15 protein-coding genes are annotated in these 20,532 nt (G+C 55.2%); 7 read left to right on the top strand and 8 right to left on the bottom strand.

Going from position 1 to position 20,532, the window contains the following annotated elements; genetic code table 11:
• Positions 1-26: 26 nt before the first annotated feature.
• From L3068_RS00765 to L3068_RS00750, 4 genes are all read right to left on the bottom strand, one after another.
• Positions 27-1,646 carry an ABC-F family ATP-binding cassette domain-containing protein gene (locus tag L3068_RS00765; RefSeq protein ID WP_063434247.1) on the bottom strand — a complete coding sequence of 540 codons (1,620 nt, stop codon included), beginning with the start codon at positions 1,644-1,646 and terminating at the stop codon, positions 27-29.
• Positions 1,647-2,086: 440 nt separating this feature from the next.
• A complete protein-coding gene (gene glyS / locus L3068_RS00760) occupies positions 2,087-4,156 on the bottom strand; it encodes a glycine--tRNA ligase subunit beta (RefSeq protein ID WP_014882041.1) in 2,070 nt (689 codons plus the stop codon).
• A gap of 9 nt (positions 4,157-4,165) precedes the next feature.
• A complete protein-coding gene (gene glyQ, locus L3068_RS00755; RefSeq protein WP_023338915.1) occupies positions 4,166-5,101 on the bottom strand; it encodes a glycine--tRNA ligase subunit alpha in 936 nt (311 codons plus the stop codon).
• Positions 5,102-5,261: 160 nt separating this feature from the next.
• Positions 5,262-5,567, bottom strand: coding sequence for a YsaB family lipoprotein (locus L3068_RS00750; RefSeq protein WP_214602810.1), 306 nt, complete (start codon positions 5,565-5,567; stop codon positions 5,262-5,264).
• A gap of 182 nt (positions 5,568-5,749) precedes the next feature.
• On the opposite strand from L3068_RS00750, the gene L3068_RS00745 reads away from it, so the two are divergent.
• Complete coding sequence (locus tag L3068_RS00745; RefSeq protein ID WP_023331748.1) at positions 5,750-6,745, top strand: acyltransferase; 996 nt, start codon at positions 5,750-5,752, stop codon at positions 6,743-6,745.
• Between the two features lie 54 nt (positions 6,746-6,799).
• On the opposite strand, the gene xylB is transcribed toward L3068_RS00745, so the two are convergent.
• Positions 6,800-8,254, bottom strand: a complete 1,455-nt coding sequence (xylB, locus tag L3068_RS00740) for a xylulokinase (RefSeq protein WP_047343742.1) — start codon at positions 8,252-8,254, stop codon at positions 6,800-6,802.
• A 60-nt stretch (positions 8,255-8,314) separates the two neighbouring features.
• Positions 8,315-9,637 (bottom strand): xylose isomerase, encoded by a 1,323-nt coding sequence (gene xylA, locus L3068_RS00735; RefSeq protein ID WP_086527836.1) that lies wholly within the window; start codon positions 9,635-9,637, stop codon positions 8,315-8,317.
• A 370-nt stretch (positions 9,638-10,007) separates the two neighbouring features.
• Between xylA and xylF the strand changes: the two genes are divergently transcribed.
• The 4 genes from xylF (at position 10,008) to xylR (ending at position 14,985) form a co-directional block, all read left to right on the top strand.
• Positions 10,008-11,000, top strand: a complete 993-nt coding sequence (gene xylF / locus L3068_RS00730) for a D-xylose ABC transporter substrate-binding protein (protein ID WP_014882036.1) — start codon at positions 10,008-10,010, stop codon at positions 10,998-11,000.
• A gap of 72 nt (positions 11,001-11,072) precedes the next feature.
• Positions 11,073-12,614: a xylose ABC transporter ATP-binding protein gene (locus L3068_RS00725; RefSeq protein WP_023331745.1), complete on the top strand. Its 1,542-nt coding sequence runs from the start codon at positions 11,073-11,075 to the stop codon at positions 12,612-12,614.
• Complete coding sequence (gene xylH, locus L3068_RS00720) at positions 12,592-13,773, top strand: xylose ABC transporter permease XylH (protein ID WP_117581974.1); 1,182 nt, start codon at positions 12,592-12,594, stop codon at positions 13,771-13,773. Before L3068_RS00725 ends, xylH begins: the two co-directional genes overlap by 23 nt.
• A 33-nt stretch (positions 13,774-13,806) precedes the next feature.
• Complete coding sequence (gene xylR, locus L3068_RS00715) at positions 13,807-14,985, top strand: D-xylose utilization transcriptional activator XylR (protein WP_014882033.1); 1,179 nt, start codon at positions 13,807-13,809, stop codon at positions 14,983-14,985.
• A 38-nt stretch (positions 14,986-15,023) separates the two neighbouring features.
• On the opposite strand, the gene L3068_RS00710 is transcribed toward xylR, so the two are convergent.
• Positions 15,024-15,848: a protein bax gene (locus L3068_RS00710; RefSeq protein ID WP_014882032.1), complete on the bottom strand. Its 825-nt coding sequence runs from the start codon at positions 15,846-15,848 to the stop codon at positions 15,024-15,026.
• 314 nt (positions 15,849-16,162) lie between these two features.
• On the opposite strand from L3068_RS00710, the gene L3068_RS00705 reads away from it, so the two are divergent.
• Both L3068_RS00705 and avtA read left to right on the top strand, forming a co-directional pair.
• Positions 16,163-18,193: an alpha-amylase gene (locus tag L3068_RS00705; protein WP_117581975.1), complete on the top strand. Its 2,031-nt coding sequence runs from the start codon at positions 16,163-16,165 to the stop codon at positions 18,191-18,193.
• 198 nt (positions 18,194-18,391) lie between these two features.
• Complete coding sequence (gene avtA, locus L3068_RS00700; RefSeq protein ID WP_023331743.1) at positions 18,392-19,648, top strand: valine--pyruvate transaminase; 1,257 nt, start codon at positions 18,392-18,394, stop codon at positions 19,646-19,648.
• 56 nt (positions 19,649-19,704) lie between these two features.
• On the opposite strand, the gene L3068_RS00695 is transcribed toward avtA, so the two are convergent.
• Complete coding sequence (locus L3068_RS00695) at positions 19,705-20,514, bottom strand: helix-turn-helix domain-containing protein (RefSeq protein WP_045134449.1); 810 nt, start codon at positions 20,512-20,514, stop codon at positions 19,705-19,707.
• Positions 20,515-20,532 lie beyond the last annotated feature (18 nt).

Genomic DNA, 20,532 nt, shown 5'->3' with positions numbered 1-20,532 from the left:
GCCCCCGCCTTCGCGGGGGCTTGTGTTTAAAGACTTTCGCAACGCCAGCCCGCCTCTTCCCAGATCATCTCGTGCGACAACGTTAACCCTTTTAAAAAAGCGTCATCGTGTGACACCACCAGCAGTGCTCCCGGAAAACCGGCCAATGCCGCTTCAATGGCCTGAACCGAGGCCAGATCCAGATGGTTGGTCGGTTCATCCAGCAACAGGAGCTGCGTGGCCTCAGCACGCCATAATACGCAGGCCAGTGCCGCCTTAAGACGCTCACCGCCGCTCAGTTCCGCCAGCGGGAGCGCGACTTTATCGGCCCCCAACTGAAGCTGTGCTAAACGGGTTCGTAATACCCCCTCTTCAAGGGGCGTATTGCCCAGGTTGAGGTGGGTCATGACCGACTGCGAGAGATCGAGCCGGGACAGATGTTGATCGAGATAAGCGCAGCTGACGGAAACGTTGCAGGTCCCTGAACGCGGGCTGATTTCGCCGAGAATCGCTTTTAACAGCGTCGACTTCCCGCAGCCGTTTGGTCCTTTTAACGCCACGCGCATCGGACCATCCATCCGCCAGTTGAGTGGGGGAACGGGCACATGCGGCAGCACCAGATTTTCCATCACCAGCACCTGTTTTCCTTCCGGAATCTGACTCCCCGGCAGGGTAAACATCACCGGGTTATCGTCTTCTACCCGCTCACGCGCCTTGTTTACGGCAGCGTTCAGGGCATCATTTTGCTCGTTATGCTGTTTTTTCCAGCTGCCAATACGTTCCTTTGCCGCGCCTTTATATTTGACGCGTTCGAACGATGCGATATTGAGGGTATCGACAGTGCGCAATGTTTTTGCCGACCGCCGCTGGCTGTCGTCATGCTCTTTCTGCATGCGCGCGCGGGTACGTTTGCGCGCCGTCGCCGCGTGCTCCAGCGCCGCGCGGGCAGCCTGTTGCTCAGCATCGCGCTGGGTTTGATAATCCGCATAATTCCCGCCATAGCTGCGAAGACCCGCGCCACTCAGTTCAAGAATACGCGGCACCTGCGCCAGCAGCTCACGGTCATGGGAGGCCACCAGTACACCGCCCTGATAACGGGCAAGCTGGTCGTAGAACCATGTCCGGCCTTGCCGGTCCAGGTGGTTAGTGGGTTCGTCCAGCAGCAGATAATCCGCTTGCGCCGTAAACGCCCCGCACAGCAACGCGCGGACACGCTCGCCACCGCTGAGTTCAGCGGCAGGCTTATCCGGATCAAACGGCGGCAGTCTCGCCCGGGCAAACGCCTCGCTCAGGCGTTCTGCTAAATCCCAGAAGCCATCAAGCGTTTCCAGATCGTCAGGCTGATACTCTCCGCTGTCGACACGCGCTCGCGCCGCGAAGATTGCCTCGTACCCGAGCAATTCAGCCAGCGTCGTGTGTGGCAAAATATCCTGCTGCTGCGCCACATAAACCTGTGTTCCGGTTCGTTCGATATGCCCGTTTGCGGGTTCATCAAGCCCCGCCAGCAGGCGCAGCAGACGTGTTTTCCCACTGCCGTTGCGGCCCACCAGCGCGCACAGAGACGGTTCCAGAGAAAGATTCAGCGGACCAAAAAGGATATCCCCCGTCGCAAACTGACAGGTGACCTGATGCAAAATAAAAGAAGGGGACTGCGCTAAATGAGCCATAAGCACTCCTGAATGAAATCAAAACATCCCCTGCCGACGCGGTGGCGTTTAGCAAGGATCGAAATTCATCAGTCGTGTTTGTTCATTTTTGGGGGGCACTCCAGCACGAGAAATTTAACGAGGGTAAGGATAACGGTAATGTGTTGAAGGTTTCAAGGTTAAATTTTGGGCGACTTATACTCCCTCAGCCCTTTGGGAAGGACTACTTTGCCGATACCCTGAAGGCGCTGCGCTTATCCGGCCTACAAAAGCCCCATAAAAAAACCCGCCGAAGCGGGTTTTCAAACTGCTGGCAAAGTGCATTTTGTCAGTTTCGCCCGGCGGCGCTACGCTTGCACGGGCCTACAATGAAACGTGCAACCCGTTACACAATGTAGGCCGGGTAAGCGTAGCGCCACCCGGAAAGAAAGACGGCTCGTATGTTTATGACAGCGGGCACATTACTGCAGCAGCGAAATATCCGCCACGCGCAGGAACAGCTCGCGCAGTTTTTCGAGCATAGAGAGACGGTTGATACGCAGGTCTTTATCTTCTACGTTCACCATCACTTTCTCGAAGAAGGCGTCGATCACGTCACGCAGTTCCGCCAGTTCCACCAGCGCTTCCTGGTAGCGGCCTTCCGCGAAGTACGGTTCGAGCTTGTCGCGCAGCACCACAACCTGCATCGCCAGAGCAATCTCTTCCGGCTCTTTCAGGGTCGCGGCGTTCACGCGTTCGTTCAGCGTTTCGTCGGATTTCGCCAGAATGTTGGAGACACGCTTGTTAGCCGCAGCCAGCGCAGATGACGCTTCCAGCGTACGGAAGTGGGAAACCGCCTTCATACGCGCATCGAAATCAGCCGGACGGGTCGGACGACGCGCCAGCACCGCCTGAATGGTGTCAACGGTGTAACCTTCGTCCTGATACCAGGCGCGGAAACGACCGAGCATAAAGTCGATAACGTCGTCCACCACGTTCGCGTTGGTCAGCTTGTCGCCGTACAGACGCACCGCTTCTTCGGTCAGTGTCTGCAGATCGAGGTTCAGGTTCTTCTCAACGATGATGCGCAGCACGCCCAGCGCAGCACGACGCAGCGCAAACGGGTCTTTGTCCCCTTTTGGATGCTGGCCGATACCGAAGATACCCGCCAGGGTGTCCATCTTGTCGGCAATCGCCACGGCGCAGGCGACCGGGTTGGACGGCAGTTCGTCACCCGCAAAGCGCGGCTGATACTGCTCGTTCAGTGCCACAGCCACGTCTTCCGCTTCGCCATCGTGACGCGCGTAGTGCATGCCCATCACGCCCTGGGTGTCGGTAAATTCGAACACCATGTTGGTCATCAGGTCGCACTTGGAGAGCAGGCCCGCACGGGTCGCATGGTTGACGTCGGCACCAATTTCGCGGGCGATCCAGCCGGACAGCTCCGCAATGCGGTCGGTCTTGTCGCGCAGCGTACCCAGCTGCTGCTGGAACAGCACGGTCTGCAGACGCGGCAGGTTATCTTCCAGACGTTTTTTGCGGTCGGTATTGAAGAAGAACTCGGCATCCGCCAAACGCGGACGAACGACCTTCTCGTTACCGGAGATAATCTGGATCGGATCTTTCGATTCGATGTTGGCGACGAAGATGAAGTTTGGCAGCAGCTTGCCGTCGTTGGCGTAGACCGGGAAGTACTTCTGGTCACCCTTCATGGTGTACACCAGCGCTTCTGCCGGAACGGCCAGGAATTTTTCTTCGAACTTCGCGGTCAGCACCACCGGCCATTCAACCAGAGAGGTCACTTCTTCCAGCAGGCTGTCGCTCAGATCAGCATTACCGCCAATCTTGCGCGCCGCCTCTTCCGCGTCCGCTTTGATTTTGGCTTTACGCTGTTCGTAGTCAGCAATGACCTTGCCGCGCTCCAGCAGAATTTGCGGATACTGGTCGGCATTGTCGATGGTGAACTCCGGCTCACCCATAAAGCGGTGGCCGCGGATCACGCGATCGGACGCCACGCCCAGAATGGTGGCAGGAATAACGGTGTCGCCCAGCAGCAGGGTCACGGTATGCACCGGACGCACGAAGTGGACGTCAGACGCGCCCCAGCGCATCAGCTTAGGAATCGGCAATTTCGCCAGCGACGTGGCAATCATGTCCGGCAGCAGCGCTTCTGCGCTCTCGCCTTTCACATGCGCACGATACAGCAGCCACTCGCCTTTGTCGGTGGTCAGACGCTCGGCCTGGTCAACAGTGATGCCGCAACCGCGCGCCCAGCCTTCAGCCGCTTTGCTCGGCTTGCCTTCCGCGTCGAACGCCTGGGCAATAGCCGGGCCACGTTTTTCGACTTCACGATCCGGCTGAGACGCCGCCAGATTTGCCACTTTCAGCGCCAGACGACGCGGCGCAGCAAACCACTCAATTTTACCGTGCGCCAGGCCAGCGTTATCCAGCTCGGCAGTCACGTTCGCAGCAAAAGATTCAGCCAGGCTGCGCAGGGCTTTTGGTGGCAGCTCTTCGGTGCCGATTTCCACCAGGAAAGTTTTCTCAGACATGGCCGCCTCTTATTCGTTTACTTTGATGTCTTCTGACTTCAACTTGTTGCACATCGGGAAGCCAAGGGCTTCACGGGACGCGTAGTAAGCTTCAGCAACGGCTTTGGTCAGGGTACGAATACGCAGAATGTAGCGCTGACGTTCAGTCACGGAGATGGCTTTGCGGGCGTCCAGCAGGTTGAAGCTGTGGGCGGCCTTCAGAATACGCTCGTAAGCAGGCAGCGGCAGCGGAGTCTCCAGCGCCAGCAGCTGCTGCGCTTCTTTCTCGTACTGCTCGAAGCAGGTGAACAGGAAGTCCACGTCCGCGTATTCGAAGTTATAGGTGGATTGCTCCACTTCGTTCTGATGGAACACGTCGCCGTAGGTGGTTTTACCCAGCGGGCCGTCGCTCCAGACCAGGTCGTAAACGCTGTCTACGCCCTGAATGTACATCGCCAGACGTTCCAGACCGTAGGTGATTTCACCCGTGATCGGCTTACATTCCAGACCGCCAACCTGCTGGAAGTAAGTGAACTGGGTCACTTCCATGCCGTTCAGCCACACTTCCCAACCCAGACCCCAGGCACCCAGCGTTGGGTTTTCCCAGTTATCTTCCACGAAACGGATATCGTGAATGGTTGGATCCATACCCAGCTCTTTCAGCGACCCGAGGTACAGTTCCTGAATATTGTCGGGCGATGGCTTAATCACCACCTGGAACTGATAGTAATGCTGCAGACGGTTCGGGTTCTCACCGTAACGACCATCGGTCGGACGACGGGAAGGCTGCACATACGCGGTCGCCATTGGCTCTGGTCCCAACGCGCGCAGGCTGGTCATCGGGTGTGAAGTGCCGGCGCCGACTTCCATGTCCAAAGGTTGAACAATGGTGCAGCCCTGACGAGCCCAGTAATCCTGTAAGGTCAGGATCAGGCCCTGGAAGGTCTTGGTATCAAACTTTTGCATAGTATTTCGTGCTGGATACGTGTGGTTTTAAATGGAAGGGACCAGTATACCCGCTGGCTGCAAGATATACAGTACGAAACGGGGTTGTTTAGGGAAAATTGGGAAATAAGCCTTCAGGCCAGAACGTGGGCGACGTCTGGCTGTTGATTATGCGAGCAGGCTAGCGCATGGAGAGGTGTAAAAACTGGCCGTCTGCACCAAACGAGCAGACAAAGCCCTCTTTACGCGACGTATGGCCCCGCAGCTCATAGCTTCCCTGAAAGCGCTCAAATCCGGTGACATCAATCTTCTGAACGGCCGAGTTATAGCGGCGTGCAGCCTGATCTTTACAGATTGCCTCCATGTTCAGTGAACGTTCCGGGCTCATTTTGCCCTGCTGTGCTTTTTGCACAGGTGCTTCTTGTGGCGTACTGCAACCTGCCAGCATGAGCAGCAGAAAGAGTGACGCCACTCGCTTCATCATCATTTTTATTACCGTCCTGGTCAGTGGCTGTTATTTTTAGTATCAAAGCTTTTATAGATTAAGGTCCGCCATTCTGCGAATCTCGCGGTCTTCCGGCAAGCCTGCTGATAAAACTCAGAATTTTCCAAACGAAGACTTTTGGACAATGGCAGTCACACTCCATTTACAGGGAATACGAGGAACTGATGGCGTCAAAAATTAACTGGATTGATAACCTGCGAGGAATAGCGTGCCTGATGGTGGTCATGATCCACACGACGACCTGGTATGTCACGAATGCGCACAGCATCAGCTCTGTTAACTGGGACATTGCCAACATTCTCAACTCTGCGTCTCGCGTCAGCGTCCCGCTATTTTTTATGATTTCCGGCTTTCTCTTTTTTGGCGAACGTAGCGCGCAGCCGAGGCACTTCATCCGCATCGCGGCCTGTCTGGGGTTTTACAGCGCCGTTGCCTTGCTCTATATCACCCTGTTCACCTCAATTAACGCCGGGCTATCACTCAAATATTTGCTGCAAAAACCAGTGTTCTATCACCTGTGGTTTTTCTTCGCCATTATCGTTATCTATCTCGTCTCTCCTCTTATTCAGGTGAAAAACGTCAGCGGGAAAATGCTGCTGGCCCTGATGGTGGTGATTGGCCTCATCGCCAACCCGAATACGGTCTCGCAGAAAATCGACGGATTTGAATGGTTGCCGGTCAATCTCTATATCAACGGCGATACCTTCTATTACGTGCTTTACGGCATGCTGGGGCGCGCCATCGGGATGATGGAGACGCAAAAACGTAGTCTGAACTGGCTTTGTGCGTCGCTGTTTATCGCAGGCGTGGCGGTGATATCGCGCGGGACGCTGCACGAATTGCAGTGGCGCGGTAATTTTGCCGATACCTGGTACCTGTATTGCGGACCGATGGTGTTTCTCTGTGCCGTCTCGCTGCTTACGCTCGTTAAAAACACGCTCAACGCGCGGCCACTCCCGGTACTGAGCGTGATTTCGCGGCACTCGCTCGGAATTTATGGTTTTCACGCGCTGGTGATCCACGCCCTGCGAACAAGAGGTGTGGAGCTAAAGAGCTGGCCAGTGCTGGATATCATCTGGATTTTTGCCGCCACGCTGGTCATCAGCCTGCTGCTGTCGATGCTGCTGCAAAGAATCGATACGCGCAGGTTTGTAAGTTAACCAGATGTACGGGGAGTTGTAGGCCGGGTCAGCGCAGCGCCACCCGGCGGATGTTTACGACATCAGCGGCAGCAGCTGCTGATAGATTTTGCGGAACACGTCGCGCCTCTGCGCATAGCGGGCATGGCGTGCTGCGTCAGGCAAGTGCGCCTGTTCAAGCGGAAGCTGCGGTAACAATTGTGAAAGCGGTTTTTCGGGGTTCATGGCTATCTGTGCCAGCCGTGCGGCGCCGAGTGCGGGCCCGACATCGCCACCAGTGCGGAAATCCAGCTGCAATCCGCTGATGTCAGCCAGCATCTGTCGCCAGTAAGGGCTCCGCGCGCCGCCGCCAATCAGGGTGACGCTCGACGGTTTCAGGCCGCAATCATGCACCACGTCCATGCCGTCGGCCAGCGCATAGCCCACACCCTCCAGAACCGCACGCGCCAGCTCAGCCGGGCCATGCTGATGAGTTAAACCAAAGAACACCCCTTTCGCTTCCGGGTTGTTGTGCGGCGTTCGCTCACCGGAAAGATACGGTAAAAACCAGATCGTACCCGCGGTGTCATCCGCCTGCTGCGCGGCGGAGATGAGCGCCGGAACATCGGCCATGCCGGTGAGTCTTGCCGCCCAGTCCAGGCAAGATGCGGCACTGAGCATCACTGACATCAAATGCCATTTCCCCGGAAGGGCATGGCAGAAACTGTGCACAGCGCTTTCAGGGTTGCTGCGATACCCGTCGCTAACGGCAAAATAGACACCGGACGTTCCCAGCGACAGCATCGCCTGCCCTGCCTCCACCATGCCGACACCCACGGCCCCCGCCGCATTGTCACCGCCTCCGGCCACCACCGGTACGGCTGGCATATTCCAGCGTTCAGCAACGGCTGGCTGCAGCGTGCCTGTCACCTCGCTACCTTCGAACAGCGCGGGCATATGGGCGCGGGTCAGATGGCAGGCATCCAGCATCGCCTCGCTCCAGTCACGTTTCGCCACGTCGAGCCACATCGTGCCCGCCGCGTCAGACATGTCGCTGGCGAAATCACCCGTCATGCGAAAACGCAGATAATCTTTCGGCAGCAGGACTTTCGCCACCTGCCGGAAAATCTCAGGTTCATGACGCTGTATCCACAGAAGTTTCGGTGCGGTAAAACCGGGCATCATCAGGTTGCCGGTGATCTGGCGGGAGGTGGGTACACGTTCCTCAAGAAGCGCACACTCTTCTGCACAGCGGCCATCGTTCCAGAGGATCGCAGGACGCAACACGCGATGCTGGCTATCCAGCAGCGTTGCGCCGTGCATTTGCCCGGCAATCCCCAGCGCTTTGACGTCACGCAGAGCGTGTTTCTCGCCTAGCGCCTTGATGGCACGGTCCGTTGCCTGCCACCACTGCTCCGGGTCCTGTTCCGACCACAGCGGATGCGGACGTGAAACCTGCAGCGTTTCCGTCTGCGTGGCTAACACATCGCCCTGCTCGCTTAACAGGATGGCTTTCACACCCGACGTGCCAAGATCGATCCCGATATACATTACGGTGACTCCTTTAACAGAAATGCCCGGTGGCGCTGCGCTTACCGGGCCTACGTGCTGTTATTTATCGAACAGGTAGTGGTTGACCAGGTTTTCCAGCAACTCCTGGTGCCCGCTCTGGTGCTGCGGTGCCAGCTGCTGCTGTTCAGCGTACTTCGCGATCTCCGCAAGTGATAACTGGCCTTTCAAAATTTGCTGACCCAGCTCACTGTTCCAGCCGCTGTAGCGCTTCGCAACACGCTTATCCAGCTCACCGTCTTCAATCATGCGAGCGGCGACTTTCAGCGCCAGCGCCATGGTGTCCATCGCGCCAATGTGGCCGTAGAACAGATCGTATTTGTCGGTGCTCTGACGACGTACTTTGGCGTCAAAGTTCAGGCCGCCGGTAGTGAAACCACCCGCTTTAATGATTTCGTACATCACCAGCGCATTCTCTTCCACGCTGTTCGGGAACTGGTCTGTATCCCAGCCCAGCTGTGCATCGCCGCGGTTAGCATCGACAGAGCCAAATATGCCCAGTGCAATCGCAGACGCAATCTCGTGATGGAAAGAGTGGCCCGCCAGCGTGGCGTGGTTGGCTTCAATGTTAACTTTAATCTCTTTTTCCAGACCGAACTGTTTCAGGAAGCCATACACCGTCGCCACGTCGTAGTCATACTGGTGCTTGGTCGGTTCCTGCGGTTTCGGCTCGATCAGCAGCGTGCCACGGAAGCCGATTTTGTGCTTATGATCGACAACCATCTGCATAAAGCGGCCAATCTGCTCGCGCTCCTGGCGCAGATCGGTGTTGAGCAGGGTTTCGTAGCCTTCACGACCGCCCCACAGGACATAGTTTTCGCCGCCCAACTGATGCGTGGCGTTCATGGCCGTCACCACCTGCGTGGCCGCCCAGCTAAACACTTCCGGATCCGGATTGGTTGCCGCGCCCGCGCCGTAGCGTGGGTTAGTGAAGCAGTTTGCGGTGCCCCACAGCAGCTTCACGCCGCTTTGCTGCTGTTTTGCCGCCAGCACATCCACCATCTGCGCGAAATTGTTCAGGTACTCTTTCAGAGACGCACCTTCCGGCGAGACGTCCACATCGTGGAAGCAGTAGTACGGCACGTTCAGCTTGTGGAAAAACTCAAATGCCACATCGGCTTTGCGTTTCGCCAGCTCGATGGCTTCACCCGGCTGCTGCCATGGGCGGTCAAAGGAACCCACACCGAACATATCGGCGCCGTTCCAGCAGAAGGTATGCCAGTAACAGGCGGCAAAGCGCAGATGGTCTTCCATGCGCTTACCCAGAACCAGCTCATCCGGGTTGTAGTGACGAAATGCTAAAGGATTGGTCGTTTTTGGGCCTTCGTAACGAACACGATCGAGTTGGTCGAAATAAGCTTGCATATTGAGCTCCATAATCAGGGTATGCGGCGAGTCGTTGATACAGGAGTAATAGTGAATAGACATTTTGGGTTGCTCAATTACGTTATTTCACACTGCTATTGAGAGAATGCACAACTGTGCGCTGGCTCGCAAAATAATGCGCAGGCAAACTATTTTTCGGCGTAAATTCCAGAATCAAATGTAATTAAGACGTTACGCATTTTAAAATCCGATCGCGGTCATAAATTCAGAAATAAACCAAATATCGTAATGAGAAGATAAAAATCTGTAATTGCCAGCCCGCCTTTCCGCGTTAAAAATTTGCTGCGTCCCAGCAGTGAATGTTTCTTTTATCTCAGCAACACATACCCCTACAAAAGGCCTAATAATTATGAAGATAAAGAACCTGACCCTAACGATCTGCACTACTCTCCTCCTTGTAAGCTTTGCAGGACATGCCAAAGAGGTCAAAATTGGCATGGCGATTGACGACCTGCGCCTGGAGCGCTGGCAAAAAGATCGCGATATCTTTGTGAAAAAAGCGGAATCACTCGGTGCGAATGTCTTTGTTCAGTCAGCGAATGGCAATGAAGAAACGCAAATGTCACAGATCGAGAATATGATTAACCGTGGTGTCGATGTCCTGGTCATTATCCCTTATAACGGCCAGGTATTAAGTAACGTAGTGAAAGAAGCGAAGCAAGAAGGCATAAAAGTTCTCGCTTATGACCGCATGATTAATAATGCGGATATTGATTATTATATTTCGTTCGACAATGAAAAAGTGGGTGAATTACAGGCGCAAAGCCTGATCGACAAAGTGCCTCAGGGCAATTATTTCCTGATGGGTGGCTCTCCGGTAGATAACAACGCCAAACTGTTCCGTGAAGGACAAATGAAAGTCCTTAAACCCTATATCGACAACGGGAAAATTAAGGTGGTTGGCGATCAGTGGGCCGACGGATGGCTGCCAGAAAACGCGCTGAAAATTATGGAAAACGCGCTGACGGCCAACAACAACAAAATTGATGCGGTCGTGGCCTCCAACGATGCCACCGCAGGCGGTGCTATCCAGGCGCTGAGCGCCCAGGGGCTGGCCGGGAAAGTCGCTATCTCCGGGCAGGATGCCGACCTGGCAGGGGTAAAACGCATTATCGCTGGCACACAAACCATGACGGTCTACAAACCGATTACCGAGCTTGCCAATACCGCGGCTGAAATCGCCGTGGAGCTGGGCAATGGCAAGCAGCCTAAAGCAGACGCGACGCTGAATAACGGGCTGAAAGATGTTCCGGCTCGCCTGCTCACGCCAATTGAAGTCAATAAAGAGAACATTGACGCCACCGTGATTAAAGACGGTTTCCACAAGAAGAGCGAACTGTAATCCAGCGCGGCCCCCGCTCTGCGGGGGCGCATCACGTTGTACTGTTCTTCCCTCGGGTTATGTGGAGCAGGTATGCCTTATTTACTTGAAATGAAAAGCATCACCAAGCGCTTCGGCGCAGTGAAGGCCGTCGACAACGTCAGCCTCCGGTTGAACCCCGGCGAAGTGGTTTCGCTGTGCGGCGAGAACGGTTCGGGCAAATCAACGTTGATGAAAGTTCTGTGTGGGATCTACCCACACGGCAGTTACGAAGGCGAAATTGTCTTTGCCGGTGAAGTGATCCAGGCGACACACATTCGCGATACCGAACGTAAAGGGATCGCCATTATCCACCAGGAGCTGGCGCTGGTGAAGCATCTCACCGTGCTGGAAAACATCTTCCTTGGAGCCGAGATTTCCCGCCACGGCGTACTGGATTACGACACCATGACGCTCCGCTGTGAAAAGCTGCTGGCGCAGGTGAGCCTCAATATTTCACCGGATACCCGCGTGGGCGATCTGGGTCTGGGGCAACAGCAGCTGGTAGAAATTGCTAAGGCGCTGAACAAACAGGTACGGCTGCTGATCCTCGATGAGCCCACGGCTTCGCTCACCGAACAGGAAACCGCAGTTCTGCTCAATATCATCCGCGATCTGCAAAACCACGGCATCGCCTGTATCTACATTTCGCACAAGCTAAACGAGGTTAAAGCCATTTCGGACACCATCTGTGTCATTCGCGACGGGCAACACATCGGCACGCGCGAAGCGGCAGGCATGAGTGAAGATGACATCATCACCATGATGGTAGGCCGCGAGCTGACGGCGCTCTACCCGAATGAGCCACACGCCAGAGGCGAGGAAGTGCTGCGTGTGGAAAACCTGACCGCGTGGCACCCCGTTAACCGCCACATTAAACGCGTGAATAACGTCTCGTTTTCTCTTCACAGCGGCGAAATTCTCGGGATTGCGGGCCTCGTCGGCGCCGGACGCACGGAGGCCGTACAGTGTCTGTTTGGCGTGTGGCCCGGGCGCTGGGAGGGGACGATTTATATCGACGGCCAGCCAGTGAAAATCGACAACTGCCAGCAGGCGATTGCCCGCGGCATTGCTATGGTGCCGGAAGATCGTAAAAAAGACGGCATCGTACCGGTCATGGCGGTGGGGAAAAACATTACGCTTGCGGCACTCGATCGGTTCTCCGGCGCGCTGAGCAGCCTGGACGATGCCGCAGAGCAGCAGTGCATTCTTCATTCGCTTGCCAGGCTGAAGGTCAAAACGTCCTCCCCGGAACTGGCGATTGGCCGCCTGAGTGGCGGTAACCAGCAGAAAGCGATTCTGGCGCGCTGCCTGCTTCTCAACCCACGCATATTAATCCTCGATGAGCCAACGCGCGGGATTGATATCGGTGCCAAATATGAAATCTACAAACTGATTAATCAGCTTGTTCAGCAAGGGATTGCCGTCATTGTCATTTCGTCTGAGTTACCCGAAGTGCTCGGCCTGAGCGACCGCGTGCTGGTGATGCACGAGGGGAAACTGAAAGCCAACCTGATTAACCAGAACCTGACGCAGGAGCAGGTGATGGAAGCCGCTTTAAGGAGCGAACGTCATGTCGAAAAGCAATCCGTCTGATATCAAAGTCGCCGTTCCGACGCCCGGTGCGTTCGCAGGGCTAAAAGCGCTGAACCTGCAGGTCTTCGTGATGATCGCAGCGATTATCGTCATCATGCTGTTTTTTACCTGGATGACCGATGGCTCATACTTAAGCGCGCGTAACGTCTCTAACCTGCTCCGCCAGACCGCCATTACCGGGATCCTGGCCGTAGGCATGGTGTTCGTCATTATCTCGGCAGAAATTGACCTGTCTGTAGGCTCGATGATGGGCCTGCTCGGCGGCGTGGCGGCTATTTTCGACGTCTGGCTTGGCTGGCCGCTGCCGCTGACCGTGGCGGTGACGCTGGTACTGGGTCTGGTCCTGGGGGCCTGGAACGGCTGGTGGGTTGCCTACCGCAAAGTCCCGTCGTTTATTGTTACCCTGGCGGGGATGCTGGCCTTCCGTGGGATCTTAATCGGGATTACCAACGGCACTACCGTCTCCCCCACCAGCGCCGCCATGTCGCAAATTGGTCAGAGCTACCTCTCCGATAGCGTGGGCTTTACGATTGGCGTGGTAGGTTTGCTGGCGTTTGTCGCCTGGCAGTGGCGGGGGCGCATGCGTCGTCAGGCGCTGGGGCTGGCGTCACCGGCATCAACCTCCGTGGTAGGACGCCATGCGCTGACTGCGGTCATTGTGCTGGGCGCCATCTGGCTTCTTAACGACTATCGCGGTGTTCCGACACCGGTCCTGCTGCTGGCGCTGTTACTGCTGGGCGGGATGTTTATGGCGATGCGCACCGCGTTTGGCCGCCGCATTTATGCCATCGGTGGCAACCTTGAAGCTGCCCGTCTCTCGGGGATCAACGTCGAGCGCACTAAGCTCGCGGTGTTCGCCATTAACGGCCTGATGGTCGCCATCGCCGGGTTGATCCTCAGTTCGCGTCTGGGTGCCGGTTCGCCCTCCGCGGGTAACATCGCCGAGCTGGATGCGATTGCCGCCTGCGTCATTGGCGGCACCAGCCTCGCCGGCGGTATCGGTAGCGTGGCGGGTGCCGTCATGGGGGCATTTATCATGGCGTCGTTGGATAACGGGATGAGTATGATGGACGTCCCGACGTTTTGGCAGTATATCGTCAAGGGGGCCATTCTTTTACTGGCAGTCTGGATGGACTCTGCCACCAAGCGACGAGCCTGATAACCGTATTGTGACTTAATTGGGAAGTGAGCCATGTTTGAAAAGCGTCACCGCATTACGTTGTTATTCAATGCCAATAAAGCCTACGACCGTCAGGTCGTTGAAGGCGTGGGTGAATATTTGCAGGCGTCGCAATCCGAGTGGGATATCTTCATTGAGGAAGACTTCCGCACCCGTCTGGAGAACATCAAAGACTGGCTGGGGGATGGCGTCATCGCTGACTATGACGATCCCGTCATTGAACAGCTGCTGACCGACGTCGACGTCCCGATCGTGGGCGTCGGCGGCTCCTACCATTCCCCCGAAAATTACCCGCCGGTTCACTATATCGCCACCGATAATCATGCACTGGTCGAAGCCGCTTTTCTTCATTTAAAAGAGAAAGGCGTCCATCGTTTCGCGTTCTATGGTTTACCCGCCACCAGCGGCAAGCGCTGGGCAGTCGAGCGCGAGCATGCGTTTTGCCAGCTGGTCGCGCAGGAGAAGTATCGCGGCGTAGTGTATCAGGGGCTGGAGACGGCTCCGGAAAACTGGCAGCACGCGCAAAACCGGCTGGCGGACTGGCTGCAAACGCTGCCCCCGCAAACCGGTATTATTGCCGTCACCGACGCCCGTGCCCGCCACGTGCTGCAGGTCTGCGAGCATTTACATATCCCGGTGCCCGAGAAGCTGTGCGTGATTGGCATTGATAACGAAGAACTCACCCGCTATCTCTCCCGCGTAGCGCTCTCCTCTGTGGCACAGGGCACCCGTCAGATGGGCTATCAGGCAGCGAAGCTGCTGCATCGTCTGCTGGATAAAGAGTCTCTGCCGCTTCAGCGTTTGCTGGTACCCCCTGTCCGCGTCGTGGAGCGTCGCTCAACCGACTATCGTTCCCTGAGTGACCCGGCCGTCATTCAGGCGATGCACTATATTCGCAACCACGCCTGTAAAGGAATTAAGGTCGATCAGGTTCTGGATTCGGTGGGCATTTCTCGTTCGAATCTGGAGAAGCGTTTCAAAGAAGAAGTGGGCGAAACCATTCATGCCGTCATCCATGCGGAGAAACTGGAGAAAGCCCGCAGCCTGCTCATCTCAACATCACTGTCGATCAACGAAATCTCGCAGATGTGCGGTTATCCGTCGCTGCAATATTTCTATTCGGTGTTTCGCAAAGAGTATGACACCACGCCAAAAGAGTATCGGGATCGCCACAGCGAGGTGCTGATATAGAAAAGAAAACGCCTTCATTTAGAAGGCGTTTTTAGTGATTACATATGGGCGGCGATTAAGCGCTGGTTATCCTGGTACATCGCGAACAGATAGTTGTTATAGCTCTGCCCCTTCGTCGAATAACCCTTCAGCTTGTGGATCATCGTACTGGCCGTCACTTCCTGATCCGCTTTACGCAACTGAGCACGTGATTTACGGAAAGATGAGTAGGCCGGGTGCGTATTCAGATTGACCACATAGGCACCCACGGAATCTTTGACTGATTCAAACTGAGAATAGCCTTTCACCTTGCCAGGCGCATTATTACAACGACCTTTCACACACTTCATACCGAAAAGATTGTTGTTATTACGCGCCAGCTTTGACGTTCCCCAGCCGCTTTCGGCTGCCGCCATGGTCGCAACCATGCTATTCGGGATGATATCGACACGTTCAAGGAGAGCATTCCACGGCACACGACGGGTGTTACCGTTCCAGCTCAGCTTGTAGCGCTTCGTGATATCTTTCAGACGCGCGCGTTCTGAGGGCGACCAGCGGCTATCGTACTGTTTGGAAATCAGCCAGTTACGATCCGCAGTAATCGCGGCATTTTGACTCGTGATGTAAGGCATTACCGTCCGGAGAAACGCTTTTTTCCTTGGTGTTCCGGAAGGGTATTTTCGCAAATCAGGAAGTGAACTACTCTTTGCACTATTGCGAGAATACTCTTGTTTACTGCTAACCTTACTACTTGTCGTCTTTATTACGTGGGCTTTCTTACTCGTTGTATCCGTGTGCGTCTTCGCAAGCACCTCACCTGAAAATGCCATGGTGAGTAACATGAGTATCGCAGCCCCATATCGTCGAATGGGAGTCGATATCATTAGGTCTCCTGGTCGGATGTCATCATCCTAACACCTTATTTTTTTCACAAATTTGAGAGCGGAATCTCAAATCATATCAAAAATAGACTTCAAGAGCACGTATAGAAATAGTCCAAATCCGAAACTATGTCACCTGAAACTTGCTTATAAAAACAGCACTCCTGAAAATTTGTGCGCGATATCGCAGATAACTGCCTAATTTTGCGCGGGATCACTCATCCTCACACGTCCTCCTGGCAGAAAGCGCTGGAGGATGAGTTTTTACCCTCCGCCTGATGGCAAACTGGTTAAAAATGCCGCGACAGGAAAATGGAATGAAACGCACCGCTCTGGCTTTTCTGATGCTACCCACACTGGCACACGCTGACTGGTCATCACCGGGGTTTAATAGTTTTAGCGCCGAAGGCACCGGGATTTTCACCAGCCAGGCAAAGCTTGCGAAGGGTACGCGTCCTCTTACGCTGAGTTTTGACAAGACGTGCTGGCAGCCATCAGAGGCGATAAAACTCAATGAGATGCTGTCGCTCAAACCCTGCGATAGCACGCCGCCGCAGTGGCGCCTTTTCCGCGACGGTGAATATCAGATGCGGATTGATACTCGCTCCGGCACGCCCACGCTACTGCTGACAATTCAGAGTGCAGCAGAACAACCGGTGGCAACCGCTATCCGCCAGTGTCCGAAGTGGGATGGTAAACCGCTGACGCTGAACGTTAGCGATACTTTCCCGGAAGGGACAGTAGTGCGTGATTTCTACAGCAAACAGACCGCGACGGTACAGAACGGAAAAATTACCCTGCAGCCCGCCGCTGGCAGTAATGGCCTGCTGCTGCTTGAGCGCGCCGAAACGGATAAACCCGCACCGTTTAGCTGGCAGAACGCCACCGTCTATTTTGTCCTGACCGACCGCTATGTGAACGGTGACCCGAGCAACGACAACAGCTATGGCCGCCATAAAGACGGCATGCAGGAGATTGGCACCTTCCACGGTGGCGACCTCAAGGGACTTGCCAGCAAGCTCGATTATTTACAGCAACTGGGGGTGAATGCGCTCTGGATAAGCTCTCCGCTTGAGCAGATCCACGGCTGGGTAGGCGGGGGGACCAAAGGGGATTTCCCTCACTATGCGTATCATGGCTATTACACCCAGGACTGGACAAAGCTTGATGCCAACATGGGTACCGAAGAAGATTTGCGCCATCTTGTCGATGAAGCACACAAGCGTGGTATCCGCATCCTGTTCGATATCGTCATGAACCACACGGGCTACGCGACGCTAGCAGACATGCAGGCGTATCAGTTTGGCGCGCTGTATTTACAGGGTGATGAGCTGAAAAAAACGCTGGGTGAACACTGGACCGACTGGAAGCCAGGTGCAGGCCAAACCTGGCACAGCTTCAATGACTACATTAACTTCAGCGACAAAGCCGCATGGGAAAAATGGTGGGGCAAGAAATGGATCCGTACCGACATCGGTGATTACGACAACCCTGGCTTTGATGATTTGACGATGTCGCTGGCGTTCCTGCCCGACCTGAAAACGGAATCCACCGTCCCTTCCGGGTTACCCAATTTCTATCAACACAAATCCGATACCCACGCGAAGGCCATCCCGGGGTATACCCCGCGCGACTATCTGACTCACTGGCTCAGCCAGTGGGTACGAGACTACGGCATCGACGGTTTTCGGGTCGATACCGCGAAGCACGTCGAGCTTGCGGCCTGGCAGCAGCTAAAAGATCAGACAAGTCAGGCACTGGCGGCCTGGAAAGGGGCGAACCCGGACAAAAAGCTCGACAACGCACCGTTCTGGATGACCGGGGAATCCTGGGGTCACGGGGTGATGCAGAGTGATTATTACCGCCACGGTTTCGATGCGATGATCAACTTTGATTATCAGGAGCAGGCGGCAAAGGCGGTGAACTGCCTGGCCGATATTGACCTGACGTGGCAGCAGATGGCAGAAAAGCTGCAAAGCTTCAACGTTCTGAGCTACCTCTCCTCCCATGACACACGCCTGTTCCGCGAAGGTGGTCAGCGCGCGGCTGAGCTGCTCCTGCTGGCACCGGGCAGCGTACAAATCTATTACGGGGATGAATCCGAACGTCCGTTCGGCCCGACGGGCTCCGACCCGCTTCAGGGCACCCGTTCGGATATGAACTGGCAGGATGTCACGGGCACGCAGGCGTCAACCGTCGCCCACTGGCAAATGCTGGGTCAGTTCCGCGCCCGTCACCCGGCGATCGGCGAAGGCAAGCAAACCACGCTGTCGCTGAAAGAAGGGTATGGCTTTGTGCGCGAGCACAAGGGCGATAAAGTCATGGTGGTATGGGCTGGTAATCAATAATCCCCCCCTCACCCTAACCCTCTCTCCACAGGGGAGAGGGCCGGGGTGAGGGGAGAAAAAACCGCCAGAACAATTCACTGAATAAATCCTTACCCGCCACACAAAACAACAAATCCGACCACACCACCCGATTTGCACCAACACGGTGCTAGCGTTATGGTTACCCACTTTCAAAATAAGCTCGACAGATCACCTGCTATGACGTTTTCACTTTTCGGCGACAAATTCACCCGCCATTCAGGCATTACTCGCCTGATGGAGGACCTCAACGACGGGCTGCGCACACCGGGCGCAATCATGCTCGGCGGCGGAAACCCGGCTCAAATTCCGGAGATGAATACCTATTTCCAGACGCTGCTCGCTCAGATGCTGGAAAACGGCAAAGCGACCGATGCGCTCTGCAATTACGACGGTCCTCAGGGCAAAACTGAACTGCTGGCGCTCCTCGCTGGAATGCTGCGTGACGAGCTGGGCTGGGATATCGAACCACAGAATATTGCACTAACAAACGGCAGCCAGAGCGCGTTTTTCTACTTGTTTAACCTGTTCGCAGGACGTCGCGCCGACGGCACGACCAAAAAAGTGCTGTTCCCGCTGGCCCCGGAATATATCGGCTATGCCGATTCCGGTCTGGAAGAGGATCTGTTCGTCTCCGCACGCCCTAACATTGAGCTGCTGCCGGAAGGCCAGTTCAAATATCACGTCGATTTTGAACATCTGCATATCGGTGAAGAGACGGGCATGATCTGCGTCTCCCGTCCGACTAACCCGACGGGCAACGTCATTACCGACGACGAGCTGATGAAGCTGGATGCGCTGGCAAATCAGCACGGCATTCCGCTGGTGATCGATAACGCCTACGGCGTGCCGTTCCCGGGCATTATCTTCAGCGAAGCGCGTCCGCTGTGGAACCCGAATATCGTTCTGTGCATGAGCCTCTCTAAGCTGGGCCTGCCGGGTAGCCGTTGCGGCATTATCATCGCCAACGAGAAAATCATCACCGCCATTACCAATATGAACGGCATTATCAGCCTTTCACCGGGCGGCATCGGTCCGGCAATGATGTGTGAAATGATTAAGCGCAACGACCTGCTGCGTCTGTCTAACGAGGTTATCAAGCCGTTTTATTATCAGCGCGTTCAGGAAACCATCGCGACGATTCGCCGCTACCTGCCGGAAGAGCGCTGCCTGATCCACAAACCTGAGGGGGCGATTTTCCTCTGGCTGTGGTTTAAGGACCTGCCGATCACCACCGAACTGCTCTACCAGCGTCTGAAAAAACGCGGTGTGTTGATGGTGCCGGGTGATTACTTCTTCCCGGGTCTGGATAAGCCGTGGCCGCACACGCACCAGTGCATGCGTATGAACTACGTGCCCGATCCGGAAAAAATTGAAGCGGGCGTCAAAATTCTCGCCGAAGAAATCGAAAAAGCCTGGCTCGAAGACGGTCAGTGACGCGTTACGCCAGATGATGCTGCACAGCGGGCATAATCTGGCGACCCCGAGGCAGGTCAACCAGAATTAATATGCTCTTTACAGTACCGCCGTTTCCAGACGGCGGGCGTTAGACCGGTGTGCTTAGAAAAAATCTGTCGAAAATAGCCCACATCATTAAAACCGCAGCGTGTCGCTACTTCGGTTAATGATGCGGCCTCGTTGAGCAGTAATTTTTCTGCCGCCCGGACACGCTGGCGATGAATGGCCTCCGTCAGGGTTAAATGAAATGTCCGGCGAAATACTCGCCCAAGATAATCCGCATTGCAGTGCAGCTCTTTTGCCAGTAGCGACGTTGAAAGCGGTAAATGAAACTGTGTGCGAATAAGCTGTTTCGCCTTCCACGCCATGGCCGCACCGGCTTCATTGGCGCTGTCTTCATATCCGGAAGGACGGGAAATTTGCTGTAAGATCAGCAGTAAAATGATTTCAAGCGCCATGGTTCGCTGTAATTTCTCCTGCTCGCTTAAGAACTGGCGGAAAAGAGAAATGACAGACTGGGCGTCCCTCACGCGACAATGCTGTTCTATCGCCAGATTGGGTTGTGAAGAGGGGTAATGTTCAATCTCAAAATGCAGCCAATAAAATTTAAGATCGATCGGGAATTCGCCCACACCCACGTGTCGCCTGTCAGGCCAAAGCAGTAACGTCTCCCCCGCACGCACCTCAAACACCGTATTTTCTTCCTGGATCGTTAATGTCCCTTTTTCGACAAAAATAATCTCCCACGATGTTAATTTCCGCGCAGGATGGCGACCCACGCCCCGGGAAATAAATAGGCCGCCATTTTGGACCTTAATCGGAAGCGCTATGGATAATTCGAGCATGGATATTCACCATTCCGC

Origin of the sequence: Enterobacter cloacae complex sp. ECL414 (assembly GCF_021869685.1) — a bacterium.
GTDB lineage: Bacteria > Pseudomonadota > Gammaproteobacteria > Enterobacterales > Enterobacteriaceae > Enterobacter > Enterobacter kobei.
The sequence above is the reverse complement of the archived record's forward strand: the minus strand, read 5'-3'. Positions and strand labels throughout refer to the sequence as shown.